Genomic DNA, 17,960 nt, shown 5'->3' with positions numbered 1-17,960 from the left:
AAAAATATAATTGCTGAGTTCCGATATTTCTTCCACATCCGAATGGCATTAGCAATATTTAGAATGCCTAGTGCAAGCATGTTAATACGAGAATCTACTTGAAACAAGTTATATACTAGCATAATGACAACTACTACCGAGGTACACCAGAACCAAATTGGAATTTTATCCTTGATCATTAATCTGCTCCTTTAGGTTATATCCTATCTGTTATAAGATATTCCTCAATCTAATTGAAATTCCTTTATTTAGTCTATTAAACAAACAGATTATTGATTAAAAAAGGATAATACCAGTAGATTCATAGAGTGCCTGTGAATTACATTACAAAATTTTGATAGCTTTGAAAGTTATATGGTTTTCTTTTTCTTGATTTTTTCAAAAAACATCTCACAGACCATTCATTATCAAGCCATAAACCGCAATATATCCTCAATTTTCTTCCCATGAGAGATCACACCGTAGTTCATCCATGACATGAAATCCACCTCATACACATTGCCGCTCTTCACCGCAGGCAGACGTTTCCATTCATTCCTTTCGAGTAGTTCGCGCTCATCTCCAGGTTTGGCAGAATTTCCAGTGTCAAATGTAATCAACAAGTGATCCGCATTAAGCTGACTTAACTGGTCCAATCCAATGAAAATCCTCCGCTCGTATCTTGTCCATTGCTGTACACGGGAGTGCGGAGTCAGTCCAAGATCCTGATAAATTACAGGCCCAACGTAACCCTGCTGATCCCCATAGAGAGTAATATCCGAAGCAGATATACGCAAAAAAGCTACCGTCTGACCACGCATATAACGTGCTAACCGACTCTTAGCTTCCATTGCCTTGTCCTCATACGCACCAATTACATCTTGAACCCGATTCACTTTTCCCAATACATCGGCGGTCGATCTCAAAATAGAGCGCCAATCCTCCCCCAGATGATCTACGTAAAATGTAGGTGCTACCTGCTCAAAGCGGTCCAGATTCCATCGATCATATCCCTTATCCAGCATGATAAAATCAGGTACATTGCCTAGATTAAACTGCGCATCCATCTGGCTCACATCAAATTCAGGTACGTCATCCAACCCCAAATATTGCTGTCTGCCCCAGGAATGATGCGAACATTGCAATACGGGTTTTACGCCAAGAGCCAACACAAAGTCCTCCAGATACGGAGCAAAGACTCGAACCTCTTGACGGTGATGACGGCGGTATAACCCAGGTGAAATACCAGCGTATTGCTTAAATCGGCGACCAAAATAATACTCGCTGCTAAATCCCACATTCTGTGCAATTTCATGGATGCGATCATCCGTCAGCTGCAATAGTTGTTTCGAGCGTTCAAGCCGAACCGTATTCACATAATCAAGCGGAAGCTTGCCCGTAATTTTTTTGAATTGCCGAGTATAGCTGGCTCTTGTTAGACCAATATCTGCTGCGAGCTCATCCACGGTTATGGTCTGATCATAATGGTCGACAATATAACGAATTGAACTTTGAAGACGGGCACGATCATCGGGTGCTTCTGTTTTGGGATCACTCTGGCGAAGCAAGGCTCGGAACCACTCCTGAAAACGAAGCTGTACCTCCCATTGCTCCATCCAATCGCTAGTGATCTGTTGACGCAGTATTTGTTCCAAGGCTTCCAGACAGGAACTCCACGGACTGTAGCTGAGTTGCATAAGAGGTAATAATGTCGGAGAATCTGGACTTTGGGAAAGTTCCTGCTGCTGCTCCGTGTTTCTTCTAGACAAAGCGTTCGAAGTCTCTTCTTTAAACTCAGCCACCATCAGATCAAGCTTATAGTACTGCAATTCACTTTCTGTCCAAGGCGAACCTTCTATTTTAACGGATGTTCCAGACGGAACAAACATAATCATTCCTTTTTCCAGATGAGATTCCCGATCTGAGCAAACTATTGAACCCTTCCCAGACGTTACAACGAATATAGAGTGTGAAGATGATATTTTATATAGCAAACGTTTATCGATATGAGATTGATGGTGATCTACGTATTCCATATGCTGAAGTGAGCATAGCCAGGGCTTGGGGATCAGTTGTATTATGGTGTGGCACATGTTCATCGTCCTTAACTGAGAATTATTATCATTTAAAATAGTGTATACGAAAAAAGAAAGCTCTTCAACCCTGACTGAAGAACTTTCTTATGGGATCATACTCGAATCAATTTCATGACTCACTAAAAATGGATTAAGGTCTTATGAAATTGATTCACTTATGGAGTCATTTTTTTCAAGAGATCATCAATTTTCATGGAATTCGCTGTAATCGCACCTGATTGCCAATGTGCTCTTTCCATGATATACACCTGATTGTTCTTAACCGCCGGAAGCGACTGCCACAACTTGCTGTCAAGTACCTTCAAAGCTTCCTTGTTCTCAGGGGATGACCATTCTCCATTGGAAGGGAAAATAATAAGATGATCCGCATCAAGTTGCGGGATGGCCTCCTCAGACAAGATTTCCTGATATTCTTCCATCTTGCTAACCAGAGGATGAGGTGTTAGACCAAGCTCAGAATAAATAAATCCGGTAAATCGATTCTTCACACCGAACAACGCCAGTGTATCATCGTTAACATTCAGCCGGACAACTGCGACGGTCTCGTCTCCAACCGCTTCCTGCAACTTCGCCTTAGCATCTGCAACCTTGGCTCCGAATGCCGTAGCAACTTCTTCACCCTTTTCCGGTTTACCCACAACATCGGCAATGGTTTTCAAAATTTGATTCGAATCCTGCAACACGCTCTCAGGCAAGCGATACGTCGGTGCCACCTTGGAATACATCTCATATTTCTCCATATCCACTCCACCATCTACAATGATGAGATCCGGATCATATTCCAACAAAGCTTCAATGCTCCCTGTGGTATCAAATTGCGGAACATCCAGTCCTAAATAATCCTGTACACCCCACAAAGGATGATACCACTGTACTACAGGTGTAATATCGAGCGCCTTCAGATAATCTTCTACATATATTCCAGCAATCCGCTGTGGTTGAACCGGAATCGTCACATCTCCAAATTCATCCTGTACAACCCGTGTCGCAGGCTCTGTCTCAGATCCAGAAGTATTTTCTCCAGAAGCTGCACTTTCAGTTGCAGGAGTCTGTTCCGCATTCGTAGCGGTATTTGTACTACATCCTGAAATCACTAAACCCATGAGCAGTAATGTGATCGTCCACCCTTTGAAACCTTTAATAAAACCTACCATGTTACCCTTCACCCCTATGTGATCTGTTGATGTAACCGTGAGAATGTTATACATACAATGATTATCATTCTCATCTATTGCCTAGGTGAATTGTAACTCATGCTTCATCCCACTCACAATGTACATTTGATGCTATTTTTTTATACAAACGAAAACAATCATATTGGTCGCTCCCCGCTTATCGCAGGGGCAACCGACCTTGACGATAACTCTCCAATAGCTGATTCACAAAGGAATCTTGCATCACATCCTGTAACAGTGCAGCGCCAATTAAACCCATATCATCACTTACATACCCCGCTAACTCAGGTTCGCAGTTGAGAGCTAATGTCTGTTTGAACGCCTGTTCCCTGCATGCACGCAGCACCTCTTCTTCAGCCACAGCGGAAGCTTGAGCCCATCGTTCAAAGGATTGCATCCACTCGTCAGCAAATGCATAGGTATCTCTTTCATCAAGGTAAACTTCCACATCCAATCCTTCGAATGTCTGCTGGGTCATAATCCGTCCCTCGTTAAGATCCAACAGTAGCTTCTCCACATCCATTTTGCTCATTGATCTCCCCTCCAGTTCCTCGTCAAGTCATATACATCTCTGGTATAACGAAACGTTTCATCATCTGCTTTGGATCGGCTGTAAAATGATCCAATTGAAGTTCCTCATATTCGCTAAGGATACTTTCAAAGATACGAGCAATCACATCACAATCTGCCAAAGCATTGTGCCTGTGAATTCCATCTGTATTCAGATCGTAATACCGAATCAAAAAATCCGTAGAGACGACCTCGGTAATCTCAGGATGAATGTAGGTGAACATCGCTTTTGTATCGAGCACCGGGTTGGTCAACATCGGAAGCCCATACTAATCACAATGCCGCTTCAAGATGGGTAGGTCATACTCATATCCAGCTTGTGTCACAAGAACGTTATCACCAATAAATTTCTGAAATTCCTGAAATGCTTCTACGAACGACGGAGCCTCCAACATTTCCTCATTCGAAATTCCTGTTAATTTCGCCACAGGTTCTGGTATTGGTTTGTTCGCGCGTGTAAGTGAAGAAAATGTTGTCTTGCATTGTTGACCTCTTTGGTAATGCATCGCACCAAATTGAGTCACACTCTCCACCACAGGATTAATGCCTGTACCTTCGAGATCAAATATGCAGTACATTCTATCCTGTAATGAAGATACGCTTAGATTTTCAATAAAGTATGTATCAGGCAACAGCGTAATTTTCATCCGTCCAACACACTCCTCTCCACTATCATTCTGGTTAATACATTTCTCATATATAACTCTGTCACTCCCACAATCGGGTGACCTGGACCAACTTTTGCGTTCCATCAAACACCAATTTATAGATATCCGGCATCGTCGTCTTCTCCCAGAAATCATACCCGTAGGAAGAATCATAATATTGTAAAATAAGCGTCATTACATCTCCATGGGTTCCGATGACTACCTTGTGATCCGCATGCCTATCCAAAATTTTCTCGATTATCGCTACTGCCCTTGAGCGAGCCTGTTCACCAGACTCCCCACCTGAATACGCATACGTAGGATCACGGTACAACTGCTGCTTGGCTTCACGAAAATTATGATGCTTCACATCCGAACTCGACAACTGGCGTTCACGCAGATCTTCCTCCGTCACCACAACTCCACCTGACTGATCTGCCAGAATCTGAATCGTATCCACCGCTCGTCTATAAGGGCTAGAATAGAACAGTTGAATCTGCTCCCCATGGAGCAGACTGGCAACCGTTCCTGCATCTTGATGACCTTGCTCTGTCAGTCCACGCTCGCGTTCCTGTCCTTCAACATATCGAGACTCCGCATGTCTGACAAAATACAAAAACGTACTGGCCTCACTCATCATCCATCCGCCAACCCTTTTTTCTTCTCAATGACAATCAGGCAGGTACTGTCTGGCAAAGGCGCAGGTTCACCATTTTCCTTCATGAAGATCATTCGTTCTCCAAGTGCTTCCGTATAACCCTCTTGGAGAAAATGTCGGAAAGTAATCATCTCGGCTTGTTCACCCAGTGCTTCTCGAATACAGTTCTCATAGGCTGTCGGCGTGAATATACCGAACTGCTCCTGAATTTCATGCACGTATGCCTCTTCACCCCACGTATACGTGTAAAGAAATTCCATCGCATCGTTAATCGGCATCTCTACTTCGTTGTCTGAGATCCGCTCATATTTAATTGCACGTCCCTGAAAATCCTCTGCATACCGCTCCAGCCAGCGCATCCCATCCGCTTCCAGGAAACGAATCCGGCGCTTCTGTGTCTCCGGTTCACTCATGATGCCATCCCGAATCAGAATTCTTCCTCCAGGTGACAGCACACGGAATGAACTTCTCAGCGCTGCCACAACCGTATCGGAATTAAATCTTCGACCGTCCAGTTCAATATATGAATATAATTCATGCAGAATGGATGAAAAAATAACCGTATCCACTGTGCCTGGCTGCACATATTGCTCCAGTTGCAGGGCATCGCCCTTCATCACTTGCCAGCGATGTCCCTCACGCTGTTTTTTGCGTTCCAGCGCTTCAATGACATTGGCTGAGATATCGATACCAATCGGCTCCACTTCCGGTTTTTCCTGCTCAATCAGATCCAGCAGAATTCCTCCACCTGGACCGATATCAAGTACCCGTTTACCTACGATATAGTCGAGCAGCACTTTTTTATAATCACCGGAGCTGTTCATATCGGACAAATACGTCTCTTCGTTGTGGAATCTGTCATAGGCATCCCGGCGTAATCCGAACAGGTCAAATAACAGCAGTACAGCCTTCTCGTATAACGGCGACTTTTCCGCTTCAATACAGAATGCAATCAGCTTCTCAGCCGCTGGAGAAAATTCAAAGGTCACGAACAGTGTATCCGGCAGATCTGCATGACGCTCAATCCGATGGGTTAGATGGGGATAGACGATCTGCTCCCCTGACACAATCTGTTCCCATGCATACTGTTCCAAATACTTTTCAATCATTCGTTTTTTGTAAATATTGAGCTTCTTCACACCTTTGTAGTCGTAATACATCGTATTCATCAATGGTTCAAAGCTGATATGGCGAACGATTTCAGATCGACTCTCCAAAAATGTTGGATTCATACTTTCGCTGCGAAGCGTCAGAAGGAACACTTTCACCATCTCCTGCAACGAAAAATCCTGCATGGCCGACTCCACATACCACAGAGTACGATGAGCCAGCGGAGCCAGAATTAGCTCCACATCCAGTTCCGTTTGAAGTTTGGCATAAGCCTCGTCCATAGCTTCTCCTTGCCGTATGGATGAACTTCTTAAGCGGGATAACCGTTCCTTCACGCTCCAGTCCTCATGATCCGGTCCAGCGATAATCCAGCCTACAATTCGTTCTACCTCAGCCTGTACCTGATTCCATAGCGCTGGATCAACGCCTGCAATAATGCACTCATTTAATGCCATCAGTATGGTGTGCAGTTCATCTGTAGTTAGCCACCCTTTGACGATCAAGCCGTGGAGCGAAGCATTCTCGGCAAATGGAATCTCGCCGCGTATGTATTGACCAATAAGTCCATGCGTAGCAATTAGAGTACGAATAATCTCATGTCTTGGCGTGTGTGAAGGCGGCGCAGTATGCTCGCTTAAATCCTCATTCTTACTTAGGGCATCGCTCTCAGATCCAGGTTGATTGATACTCGTCACCCTGCTCTTACCGATGTCGTTATCCAGGTGGCCTGCCCCTGCGTATAGATCATATAACTGAGCGGACCCCACATTGTGTACAAACAGGTTAACGCCTTGCTTTTGCCATACCCGCCGCTGCTCCCGTGATCCGGCCTTCGCCGTCTCTGACCAGATTAATACGTCCTCCAGAATTTCTCGCACCCAAAAAGAAACCTGAAGTTTCTCCAGCACGTGCAGTGTAAGCTCAGTGTAATCCAACACTGGATTCGTGCCCTCAAGTTCGGCAATGGAATGAATGCGTTCGAGGTTAATATGGGGCTTCTCCGCCGCTGCCAGCAGTTGCAGCCATTGCTGCTGGGCTTCCGGCGTGTTACCTGACTTGTATGATTGTATGGCCTTTAATGAATGCAGCATGAATTCGTCCCCTCTCTTTCTCTACCCTTTTATATAAAATGATCAGATTCGTCTAACCGACGAATTCGTTCCTGAACAAACTTTAGCAGTTGTTCCACCTCTTGAGCAGGCAGGTCCTCATCCAGACGTGCTGCAGCAACGGGCAGCATCCAAGATTCAACCGTTTCCCGGGAAATACCGGAAAGCTGTATATAGTGATTAACGTAATATTCGACCAGTGATTCACGAGCCATTTCAAAACCCATTCGTATCGCAGGCTCCGTATCTTCCGGCAAAGTGCCGCTCATTAATATTACCCAGCTTCGAGCCACATCACCCGCAGGATCACCGGACATTCCAGTCATCCAATCAATGACCCAGTATTGATCGCCAACCTCACTGAGCATAACATTATCAGGGTGAAAATCGCCATGACAGATCTGCTGCCGATCAGGCAATGTTGTTAAGTAAGAAAGGACTTGCGCTTGATCGTCCTCCGACAATAATCGAACATTGCGAATCGCTCCCGATAAAATCTGCTTCTGTAAGGGGAGTGTCCCTTCAGCATCTCGCTCGCAATGAAGTCTGTAATGGCAGTCAGCCATTTTAAACGCCAGCTGCTCTAGTAACTCCGGTTGCTGAATGATAAGTGATAACAGGGTAATCCCCTGGATTCGCTCAAAAACGATGCCTGCTCTCGATGTAGTATGTTCTATCAAGGATACTGCCTGTGGGACGGGGAGTCCTTTTTTGAATGCAAACTCACTTATTCTAAATTCATTCTGTACTGCTTCGAGCGGAAAATTCATTCGATATAACTTCATAATGTGCTCGTTCGAATACGCATAGATTTCCGCAGTTCTTCCCTGACCAATTCGCTCCATACCTACCCTCCATTTACTCAAACTCACTGCCTCTGACTTTGGAGAAAACCATACAATCGACCAGCGTACCTGTACTGTCCCTTCCAGCGTATACCCCGCTCGTTCAGCTACTTTGGCGCTTCGTAGATTCCTGGCATCACAGCGAATCTCCAGCCGATTAGCCTCCAGATGAGTAATGGCGAATTGCTCAATGCCTCTCACCGCTTCCGTCATCAAACCCTCACCAGCTCGCGATGTTCGAATCCAGTAACCGATCTCGAAACAGCGTGCATTCCAGTCAATACGATGTAACCCGCTGCTGCCTACGAATTCATCCGTATGTCTATCACGCAAATGTAACATCATGTCGGTACGTTCCAGATATTGCAGCCTTGCTTTGCGAACAGTCACTTCAGACTCTTCCAATGAAGGGATTTTCTCGGCAAAAGGTAACCACAACCGCAGCTGCTCCGCACTCTCACGGACCGCTTCATTAACGGCTGCGCCATCCCCCCACTGTGGTGCTCGAATTGTGAGGCGTTCCGTATGGAAGCTCTCGGGTATCGTTAACATGATCGGATTAGATGAAGACGATTCTGTCATCGTTATACCTACTCCTCCACTTGAAAAATAGAATCAATGATCAGCGGCAAATTATCCCTTACGGACACTGCACCGAATACTGAACGAGCATGTGCCCCCTGATCCCCAAATACCTCCATCATCAGATCCGAGAATCCATTCAGCACTTTATGATGCTCCTGATACGAAACGGTCGCATTGATAAAGCCCTGCACTTTAACCACTCTCTTCACCCGATCCAGAGAACCCAGCACATCTCGAACGACAGCAAGCACCTCCAGTCCAGCATTCCGGGCAAAATCATACCCCTGCTCTGTTGTGAAGTCTGATCCCAGTTTGCCGCGTTCGGAGGTATCCGGTCCTTTCCCGGATACATACATAATTCCATTCACAATAACGGCATTGGCATATTTCGCTGCGGGCGCACTGGCCTGTGGCAAAATGATCCCCAGTTCATTTAATCTCGCTTCAATCATCGTCCATTCTCTCCCTCTTTTACGGTCCTCACGGAACCCAATTCCTTGTATTCCTGCCTATAAACTCTTGGTGATACCTGAACGGTACGTTTGAACATCTTGCCAAAATGAGAGAAGTTACTGAATCCCGCAAGCCAGGCGATATCTGTAATGGATTCTTCACTTTCTCGCAGTAAACGCTGTGCTTCCTTCACCCGTAACAGATTCAGATAATCGCTGAAGGTAAATCCCGTTGTTTGTTTGAACAATCGACTCAGATAATGCGGACTAATGCGAAACATGCCCGCCACCTCCGGTAATGTCAGTGGTTTCTGATAGTTCTCATTCAGGTAACGTACAACTGCCTGTGTCTTGGGATGAAGAACCGGCTCACGATCATCGGAGCTTAACCTGCCCAAGTGTTGATTCCGATAGGCATGCAGCAACAATTCAATAGCCCGGTGACGGAGCAACAGGTTGCTTCCAGGTTGAGGACGAAGCATTTCATCCACCATTTCGCTAACCATCCGTTCTAGAACCTCCGTGACCTGTGAAGGAAACCTTATAATAGGAATCTCCCAGCAGAAGGGTTCCTTCAAGCCTTCAACTAACTCCGCTGAAATAGCTATGGCTGCAAAAAGTTCAGGCTTCAAATACAGCACCATCCGTTCATGGTCGGGCATGCCACTCTCCAATGTCTTGTGAACCGTATTGCGGTCAACAAATACCAGGTCGCCAGCCTTTACCCGATAAGTCCGGTCCTTGATGAAATAAATACGCTCACCAGACAACAGATAATACAACTCATAATGATCATGCAGATGGTCATCCGTCATCGAGAAATATCCAATGCGACGATCATATTCGATGTGCAGCAAATCCGTGGGATCATGAAAATCTGCACTGAAAGGTTCTGTCATGGCGCCCTCTCTCCTTTCCATAAATTATAGCAAAATATGCGGCATTTGAAAGCGGTTACGCATAAAATGCGGCGAAAGAAGTACTCCCTTGTTATAGTCTAGAGCTATATTCAAGGAGGCGATAGACATGAGTAACAAGAAACGTTATGTATTAGTCGGAACCGGCGGCCGCGCCGAATTTTTTTATGGTGCTTTGACCCGGGATTACAGGGATACATCCGAGCTTGTCGGCTTTTGTGATATAAATCAAGTCCGCATGAACTACGCAAATCAACTATTGAAGGAAAAGTACGAGTATCCTGAGGTACCCACTTATCCTGCAGATCAGTTTGATCAGATGATTGAGAACGAGAAACCTGACTATGTCATTGTAACGAGCGTTGACCGCACCCATCACAAGTACATCATTCGTGCGATGGAACTGGGTTGTGACGTTGTCACCGAAAAACCGATGACCATCGATGAGGAGAAATGTCAGGAGATTCTGGATGCTGTCAAGCGGACTGGCCAGAACGTAAGAGTCACCTTTAACTACCGTTATGCACCGCACCATACTAAGATTCGAGAACTTATTCTGAATGATACCATCGGGAAAGTTACTTCCGTTCACTTTGAATGGCTGCTGAATACCCGCCATGGGGCAGATTATTTCCGCCGTTGGCATCGGGACAAGCGTAATAGCGGCGGACTGCTTGTGCACAAATCTACCCACCACTTTGACTTGGTGAATTTCTGGATTGGTTCGCAACCGGATACCGTGTTTGCATTTGGTGATCTGATGTATTACGGCAGAGAAAACGCAGAAGAACGCGGTGTAACGCAATTCTACAACCGGGCAACCGGCAACCCGATCGCAAAGGATGACCCTTTTGCACTGCATTTGGATTCAGACGCACATATGAAGTCCATGTATCTGGATGCCGAATCGGAAGATGGTTACCAGCGCGATCAGAGTGTATTTGGGGATGGCATCAACATTGAGGATACAATGGGTGTTCTTGTGAAGTATCGGAACAAAGCCATTCTGACCTACTCCCTCGTTGCCTACCAGCCATGGGAGGGTTATCGCATTGCCATTAATGGCACCAAAGGCCGGATTGAAATGAACATTGTGGAGCAATCCTATGTCAATTCATTGGGTGACAAAAGTAAAGAAGGTGCTTTAATCGGTAAAACGTTGCGGGTTCTTCCAATGTTTGATGCGCCATATGAGGTTGAAGTGGAAGAGAAAGCAGGTGGACATGGCGGAGGTGACCCGGTCCTGCTGAATGATCTGTTTGGAGAGCCTGTTGAAGATCCGTTCCATCGCGCTGCTAACCACGTGGACGGTGCCAGATCCATTCTGACGGGTATTGCTGCCAATCGCGCCATCGCCACGGGTTTGCCTGTCAATGTTAATAATCTGGTTCGTTTCTAAGTCTCCCAGGTCTGCACTACATTATTAATTTCATTTAAAGGCTGCGCATATCACGCAGTCTTTTTTTATATTTTTAACATTAATCTGCACACAAGCTGTCTCCGACTTCTATAACGGGACCGTTCGTATTTTTGAATCGAATCAATAAGCAGACGCTACAAGGAGGAACATATGACAGAAGAGATACTGAATCGGCTGCGCAACATTTCGATGATGGATCAAGTTCAGCCAGTTAAACCGGAAGATCAGCAGTTATTACAAGAATGGCATGCGTCGGGTATCCGGTTTGCGGCATCGGGCGGTCAAATGGAAGCTACGTATTATGCAGCTGTGGAGAAATTGCTTGCTTGCATCCTGCCCATAGGAGACAGCAATCCTATTTTACAAGAAGGTGGCATCTATCTCGGATGTTGGTTAGAGAGCACAGGTACCATCAATGCAGAGCTACTGTCTCGCCTGCTGCCTTCGGTATCCGAAACAACGTACCTCGCATTTGCCAAGCAGCAAAGAGATGATGGATTGTTCCCGTATAAACTCACGGCAAACGGGCCCTCTTTCCGGCAAATCCAGTTGGTCACTCCACTGGCACGCAGTGTATGGAACCACTATCAGCTTCATAGCAATCATGGCAAGCAGTCGCCTTTCCTGAACACGATGTATAAGGCTATGGTTCGTTACGATGAGTGGATTGCACACAACCGTAATACCCGAGGAACTGGCTGTGTAGAGGCCTTCAGTACGTTTGACACCGGACATGACTTATCCCCGCGTTTCTGGCATACTCCGGATACACCTTATATGAATGATGCTTCTGCCTATCATCCGGATTCTCCGATTCTGCCTTTTCTGGCACCGGATCTGACCGCCAATATCTATTGTCAGCGCATGTATCTGTCCCGTATGGCTGAAGAACTGGGAGTATCGGGAACGGATTGGAAAGCAAAAGCCGAGTCTAGCCTGGAAAGTCTTTTCCGTTATTGTTACGACGAACAGGATATGTTCTTCTATGATCGGGATCGCAATGACGAATTGGTCAGAGTCCAATCTGATGTGTTGCTCCGCGTAATGGCCTGCGAGGTGGGCGACCGTGAATTATTCGATAACCTACTGCGTCGGTACCTGTTAAATACAAGCAAGTTTTTCGCTAAATACCCGTTTACATCGATCTCAATGGATGATCCCAGATTCGATCCCTTTTCCTCCTATAACAGCTGGGGAGGGGCATCCAATTTCCTGAGTTTGATTCGGGCGCCACACGCATTCGAGTATCATCATCGATATGTGGAGCTAACCTGGGTAATGCAACCAATCTTGTCCGCTCTATCCAAAGATAAGCGATTTAGTCAGGTACTAAGCCCATGGACGGGAAAACAAGGTTTTACCGAGACGTACTCGCCCTCCATCCTCTGTCTCCTTGATTATGTGGAGCGATTATGCGGAATTATGCCTGTTGGATCGAATCAGCTTTGGTTTACCGGACTGCTCCCCATCGATATGGATCATGGCGAGATCGTATCTGGTAACACGGCTTATAGCCGAAAAATCAACGGATTAGGATATGAATTGGTCAACACGCCTGATCGCATGACGGTATATCTGGAAGGCAAGGTTCATCTGGACGGCCCGTCAGGGATTCGACTGGTGACGGATCATAGTGGACATCTGAAAGGCATCATTGGAATGAGCGTTCGCACCGTCGAGGGGAAGCTTTACTATCAAGGAGAGCGCATTCCGATTCGGGTCAAAGGAAATGAAATGCAGCGTTATGCTGATGGAAATTTGAGCACCGAGCGCGATATTGGCATCATCTATCCTACGTATCGTTAATTGTTTGTATGCAAAAAGCGCAAGTTGCGGAGGTTTACTGCCCCTGCACTTGCGCTTTTCCCTTTTGCGGGTTTACATCTCTTTATTTCTTATTCATAAGGACACAAGATAGAAAAATTGACTACCACTTCGGAAATCATTCTCTCTCTGGTTACAGAGGAGATGAGTTTCACCTTACACCTTACGGTTCCACGCCGGGTGACGATAAAATTCAATCGTATCAATATAATTTACCGTGAAATGCTGTTCCACATCCGACAAGTTCAACAGTTTGCGGTCGATTTGCTTCATCCCCATGACCACATCATGCCTTAACAGGTCCATCGCAATTTTGCCTACAAACCCGCCTTCCATCTCTTTATGTTTGGCACGGAACTCTTCATTGTAGATCAGTTCAGGCGTGAATGCCGCTTCAACGAATGCATTAACGAGCGTAAGCTCATTGCCATCCATCTGTACTGCCAGATAATAATTGCCACGCTCATCCTTAATGAGGTCTTTATACATTTCTACGATCATGTGAATCACTCCTCTATTATAAAAGAAACCCCGTTAGCCTTAACGAACATGGGCTATCAAACGTACACCTTCCTACCCCGTTCCTTCATATACTAGGTACAAATGGCGAACGGAGGAATACTTATGAGCTGGCAGCATCTCCATACTGGAAAAACACTTCAGCAGCGCCTGGCAGAACTCCAGGGGCACCTTGCAGAACTGAATACTCCACTCTCCGGGTTGGAACCGGGACGTATTCGTCGTGTCTATCCAAGGCAGTTTATCAAAGTAAACCGGCAGTTATTCATTCCACTCAGTCTGAATTCCATTCGGGTATTTGATATTCCTCGAACACGGCGAGGCGTCAGAGTGGGAATCCGTACGACTTTCCCTTCCAGGAATGCATTTAACAATATCAGACTTGTGGGCGTGGGACTGGATTATCTTGAACTCCAGGGAAAAGGCAGAGTCCCTTCCCGTATATTATTTCCTCTCTCCAGCGTCGAGTCGATCTATCGGCCAACCACCGGAAGAAAAAACCTGAAACGGCCTTGTAGGCGGAAGTAAAGCTGGTTCTTTTCGCAAGCCATACAATGGTTCCCAAATGTCTGCATACGGGTGCTCCCTTCCAATATATAATTATAACCCATGCAACCACTTATCTGCTGAAGAATCATTTTATGTCAAAAAGCGGTGAGAACAGAACTGCTTCTGTATCTCACCGCTCAGCCAGTTACGGATCAAGCTGACCCTTCACATGTGTACATCAGATGCCTGTCCATACATCCTTGGCATAACGACCTTCCTGCTGAAGCTGATTAAGCCAATCTTCTGCTTGCTTCGCGGATTTGCCATGTATATCAGCGTATGCCTGCTGGAGTGTGGCTTCCACATCAGGTGCCATCTTGCTGCCATCACCGCAGATATACAGATGCGCACCCTCTTCAAACAAAGGAATCAGATGACGGGCATCGTCTCTCATCAGATGCTGTACATAACATTTCTCCTCCCCGTCTACACGGGAGAAGGCCGTATGAAGTTTCACAAGCCCTTCTTGCTGGGCTGCTTCCAATTCATTTTTGTACAGATAATCATGCTCGGGATTCCGGCATCCAAAGTACAGGTGGGCTTCGCCAACCTCACGACCTTGTTCCTTCAATACGTGCCTTGCCTGCAAGAAACCTCGGAATGGAGCAACACCTGTACCCGGACCTACCATGATAACGGGAACCTGTGCATCCTCCGGCAGTTGGAACCCGGATTCCGGTGTCCGCGTGAACATGACGATCTCGTCACCCGGTTTCAGGTTAGCCAGATAGTTGGACGCAATGCCTTTGTATTCTCCCTGTCCACTCCATGCTGGGGCGCGCACAACACTGACCGTAATACTCGCTTGATCGGGCTGAACACGCGGTGAACTGGAGATCGAATAATATCTGGCTTTTAGTGAAGGCAATAATTCAAGGAAACGCTCAAACGGCAGTTCACATGCCTCATATTTCACCAGATAATCCAGCATGGAGATCCGTTTATTCCGCACTTCATCCATATACACAGATTCATCAAGCAGCGCTTCAAGTTCTTTCTTATGCGGTGGACATACGGTGTATGCTGCCATTTCTCTCAACTGCGCACGAGTCGTCGCCTCCTGAAGCTCAACGCTATGACTGAGCAGATCATAGAGGTTCACCGGTTGATGCAGCGGCAGATGCGCGGCACTGCGACCGGATGCATCCAGAACGAGATGCTCCGTTCCGGTGAATCCATAACGACGAAGTACACGTTCCACCAGCTCCGGTGGGTTCTGCGGCAGAATGCCCAGGTGATCGCCTTCCTTGTAGGTTATGCCTTCAGGCAATTTGATCTCCAGGTGACGTGTGCTTCGTTCACTTCCCGCGTCGTGAAGCTCCCTGTTCTCAAGTACTTCTGCCACATGTGCATCATACGTATCCGCAAGCGGTGTTACGGCGAGCCCGCTGACAAACTGTACAGACAGTGAACTGCGTTCGCTATTGGAGCTTGTGTTCAGTTTCAGTCCCATCGTTCGTGCGAGATCCGGCCATAATTGCTCTGTCCAATCCTCCACCTGTTTCTCAAAATCACCGCTGGCATCTGACTCACCCAGCGGTGATAACCGCTCTGCTCCTCTGGAAGATAACTGTTCATCTATTAAACGCGGAATACGCTGATAGGTGCTGGCCCAGTTGTGGTCACCGCATCCAAGAACGACGAAACGCACACCTTTGAATTCATTGGCATCCGCATGTTCAATCCACTCGACAAACATCTTGGCATTACTTGGCGGCTGACCGTTATAGGATGCACTGACAATAATGACGGCGCCCTCCTTTGGCAGTTTGCCAACACGATCATCCAGCGCAGCGACCTCACTCCGGAAACCCTGATATCTGGCAGTATCCGCAATTTCACGAGCAATGCCTTCAGCGGTACCCAGATTGGAACCGTACAGAACTAGCATCGGTGTGTGGTGGGCATTCGCCGCATCCGGCTCCGTTCTTTTGGCAACCGGCTTTGGTTCTTCTACCGCTACACCCGGAACGGCCATGACTGGTTGCCCCCCACGCGCACGTACACGAATTGTGAAGTTATCCGGTTTGAGCGTCAGCGTTTCTTTCACCTTTAACTGATAATCAGAATGATCTATGAAGTCAAAATGCTTCAACACCATGCCCAGTACCAGCGTTGCTTCCTGAAGTGCAAACTGCTGACCAATACAGGCCCGTTGACCGTTACCAAAAGGTTTATAGGCATCATGCGGCACTTTGCTCGGATCTTCGAACCGTTCCGGGCGGAATTCCTCTACGTCGTCTCCCCATGCTTCGCGGTCGCGATGCAGCTTGGGAATAAGTACACTGACGCTGTCTCCTTTTTGCAAAGGATATTGACCCGCAAGTACCGTGTCCTCTTTTGCATACAGAGAAAATGCCGGGGCCGTAGGCCATAAGCGCAATGCTTCATTCAAAACCATACGAACGTACTTCAGATTGCGAACCTGGTTGTACGTGGGAACCGGATCTTTCAGTATCTGATCCACCTCAGCTTGGGCTTTAGCCAGCGTATCCGGGTTCTTCATCAGATAATAAACGGCGAAGGATAACAGTCCACTTGTGGTCTCATGTCCAGCAATCAGGAATGTAATAATCTGATAACGGATGTTCTCATCATCCAGCGTTTCTCCTGTCTCCGGGTCCTTGCCGCTGAGCATGTGGGACAACAGATCATCTGCGCCTTCCTGCGGTTTCTCTTTGCGTTCGGCAATAATGTGATCCACCAAAGAGAACATGGAACGGATATCCTGTTCAAACTGTTTCTTTTTGGTGATCATCAGCTTGTCTTGCAGACGCAGTCGTTGCAATGAACTCATGGATTCATCCAACGCACGAACCATGCTCGTAATGAATGGATGAGGTTCTTCCCGATAGAAGCTGTTAAACCGATAGTTGAACCCACACAGGCCAATCGTGTCGAGCGTAAGACGTGTCATATCATCCGGGACGTTAACCGTCTCATCCGGGTTCAATCGTGACCATTTCTGAACCAGCTGCACAGCCAGATCAATCATTTTGTTGTGATATCCCTGCATGGCACGTTGACTGAAACTTGGCAGCAGTACGTTATGGGCTTTTTTCCAATTCGGCTCCTCGGTCCAACTCGTAAATAGTCCATCTCCTGCAAAAGCACGAACCTTCGCAAGGGGTGCCCACACACGTTTGTCGAATTTGGATTCATCTGTTACCTCGGCGACCAGTTCGTGACCGGAAATATACAATTCACTTCGCCCGGGGTACTCCATACGAAAGATCGGTCCATATTCTTCAGCCAGTTTCACCAAGGATTGCACCGGCTCTTCAAAGTTCAATTGCGGCAAATTGCCCAGTGGGCCAAATGTTTTTGGTTGAGGCACTGAAATTGGTGGCATGACGCTCACTCCTTCTTTCCAAGTTAAGAGTTCTACAACTAAAAATAATGACTGGATTTACAGACCCGATTACACTTACTCTTCAGATCAACAGATTCAAGTTATTTTTTGCACATTTTCATATTTCATCCAGATAACGATAAAACCATCAAA

15 protein-coding genes are annotated in these 17,960 nt (G+C 46.5%); 3 read left to right on the top strand and 12 right to left on the bottom strand.

The features are described 5' to 3' along the window. Positions 1–407: 407 nt before the first annotated feature. The 10 genes from BS614_RS16430 to BS614_RS16380 all read right to left on the bottom strand — a co-directional run bounded on the left by BS614_RS16430 (position 408) and on the right by BS614_RS16380 (position 10,125). Complete coding sequence (locus BS614_RS16430; protein ID WP_074096868.1) at positions 408–2,015, bottom strand: helix-turn-helix domain-containing protein; 1,608 nt, start codon at positions 2,013–2,015, stop codon at positions 408–410. Between the two features lie 215 nt (positions 2,016–2,230). Continuing rightward, positions 2,231–3,229 (bottom strand): ABC transporter substrate-binding protein, encoded by a 999-nt coding sequence (locus tag BS614_RS16425; protein WP_074094747.1) that lies wholly within the window; start codon positions 3,227–3,229, stop codon positions 2,231–2,233. Positions 3,230–3,407: 178 nt separating this feature from the next. After that, a complete protein-coding gene (locus tag BS614_RS16420) occupies positions 3,408–3,782 on the bottom strand; it encodes a hypothetical protein (protein ID WP_074094746.1) in 375 nt (124 codons plus the stop codon). 22 nt (positions 3,783–3,804) lie between these two features. Next, complete coding sequence (locus BS614_RS32465) at positions 3,805–4,077, bottom strand: 3'-5' exonuclease family protein (RefSeq protein ID WP_074094745.1); 273 nt, start codon at positions 4,075–4,077, stop codon at positions 3,805–3,807. Between the two features lie 12 nt (positions 4,078–4,089). Further along, positions 4,090–4,467, bottom strand: coding sequence for a 3'-5' exonuclease (locus BS614_RS32460; RefSeq protein ID WP_074094744.1), 378 nt, complete (start codon positions 4,465–4,467; stop codon positions 4,090–4,092). 61 nt (positions 4,468–4,528) lie between these two features. Continuing rightward, complete coding sequence (locus BS614_RS16405) at positions 4,529–5,107, bottom strand: histidine phosphatase family protein (protein ID WP_244898144.1); 579 nt, start codon at positions 5,105–5,107, stop codon at positions 4,529–4,531. Then, a complete protein-coding gene (locus BS614_RS16400; RefSeq protein ID WP_074094742.1) occupies positions 5,104–7,326 on the bottom strand; it encodes a class I SAM-dependent methyltransferase in 2,223 nt (740 codons plus the stop codon). The genes BS614_RS16405 and BS614_RS16400 overlap by 4 nt, the downstream gene beginning before the upstream one ends. A 29-nt stretch (positions 7,327–7,355) precedes the next feature. Next, positions 7,356–8,771, bottom strand: a complete 1,416-nt coding sequence (locus tag BS614_RS32560; RefSeq protein WP_425320256.1) for a GNAT family N-acetyltransferase — start codon at positions 8,769–8,771, stop codon at positions 7,356–7,358. Between the two features lie 8 nt (positions 8,772–8,779). After that, positions 8,780–9,226 carry a RidA family protein gene (locus BS614_RS16385; protein ID WP_074094740.1) on the bottom strand — a complete coding sequence of 149 codons (447 nt, stop codon included), beginning with the start codon at positions 9,224–9,226 and terminating at the stop codon, positions 8,780–8,782. Next, a complete protein-coding gene (locus tag BS614_RS16380) occupies positions 9,223–10,125 on the bottom strand; it encodes an AraC family transcriptional regulator (RefSeq protein WP_074094739.1) in 903 nt (300 codons plus the stop codon). Before BS614_RS16380 ends, BS614_RS16385 begins: the two co-directional genes overlap by 4 nt. 127 nt (positions 10,126–10,252) lie before the next feature. Between BS614_RS16380 and BS614_RS16375 the strand changes: the two genes are divergently transcribed. After that, positions 10,253–11,542, top strand: a complete 1,290-nt coding sequence (locus tag BS614_RS16375; protein WP_036670584.1) for a Gfo/Idh/MocA family oxidoreductase — start codon at positions 10,253–10,255, stop codon at positions 11,540–11,542. A gap of 171 nt (positions 11,543–11,713) precedes the next feature. Further along, entirely contained in the window at positions 11,714–13,369 is a 1,656-nt protein-coding gene (locus BS614_RS16370) for an MGH1-like glycoside hydrolase domain-containing protein (protein WP_074094738.1), read from the top strand. Positions 13,370–13,543: 174 nt separating this feature from the next. Here the strand turns inward: BS614_RS16370 and BS614_RS16365 are convergent, their stop codons facing one another. After that, the gene (locus BS614_RS16365) at positions 13,544–13,888 is read right to left on the bottom strand and encodes a hypothetical protein (RefSeq protein WP_074094737.1); all 345 of its coding nucleotides are present in this window, start codon (positions 13,886–13,888) and stop codon (positions 13,544–13,546) included. Positions 13,889–14,011: 123 nt separating this feature from the next. Here BS614_RS16365 and BS614_RS16360 point away from each other — a divergent pair, with 123 nt between their 5' ends. Further along, positions 14,012–14,434, top strand: coding sequence for a hypothetical protein (locus tag BS614_RS16360; protein WP_036608832.1), 423 nt, complete (start codon positions 14,012–14,014; stop codon positions 14,432–14,434). Positions 14,435–14,633: 199 nt separating this feature from the next. On the opposite strand, the gene BS614_RS16355 is transcribed toward BS614_RS16360, so the two are convergent. Continuing rightward, entirely contained in the window at positions 14,634–17,807 is a 3,174-nt protein-coding gene (locus tag BS614_RS16355) for a bifunctional cytochrome P450/NADPH--P450 reductase (protein WP_074094736.1), read from the bottom strand. Positions 17,808–17,960: the final 153 nt, after the last annotated feature.

The organism is Paenibacillus xylanexedens (assembly GCF_001908275.1).
Taxonomy (GTDB): Bacteria; Bacillota; Bacilli; order Paenibacillales; family Paenibacillaceae; genus Paenibacillus; species Paenibacillus xylanexedens_A.
This window is presented reverse-complemented; position numbering and strand designations above follow the sequence as displayed.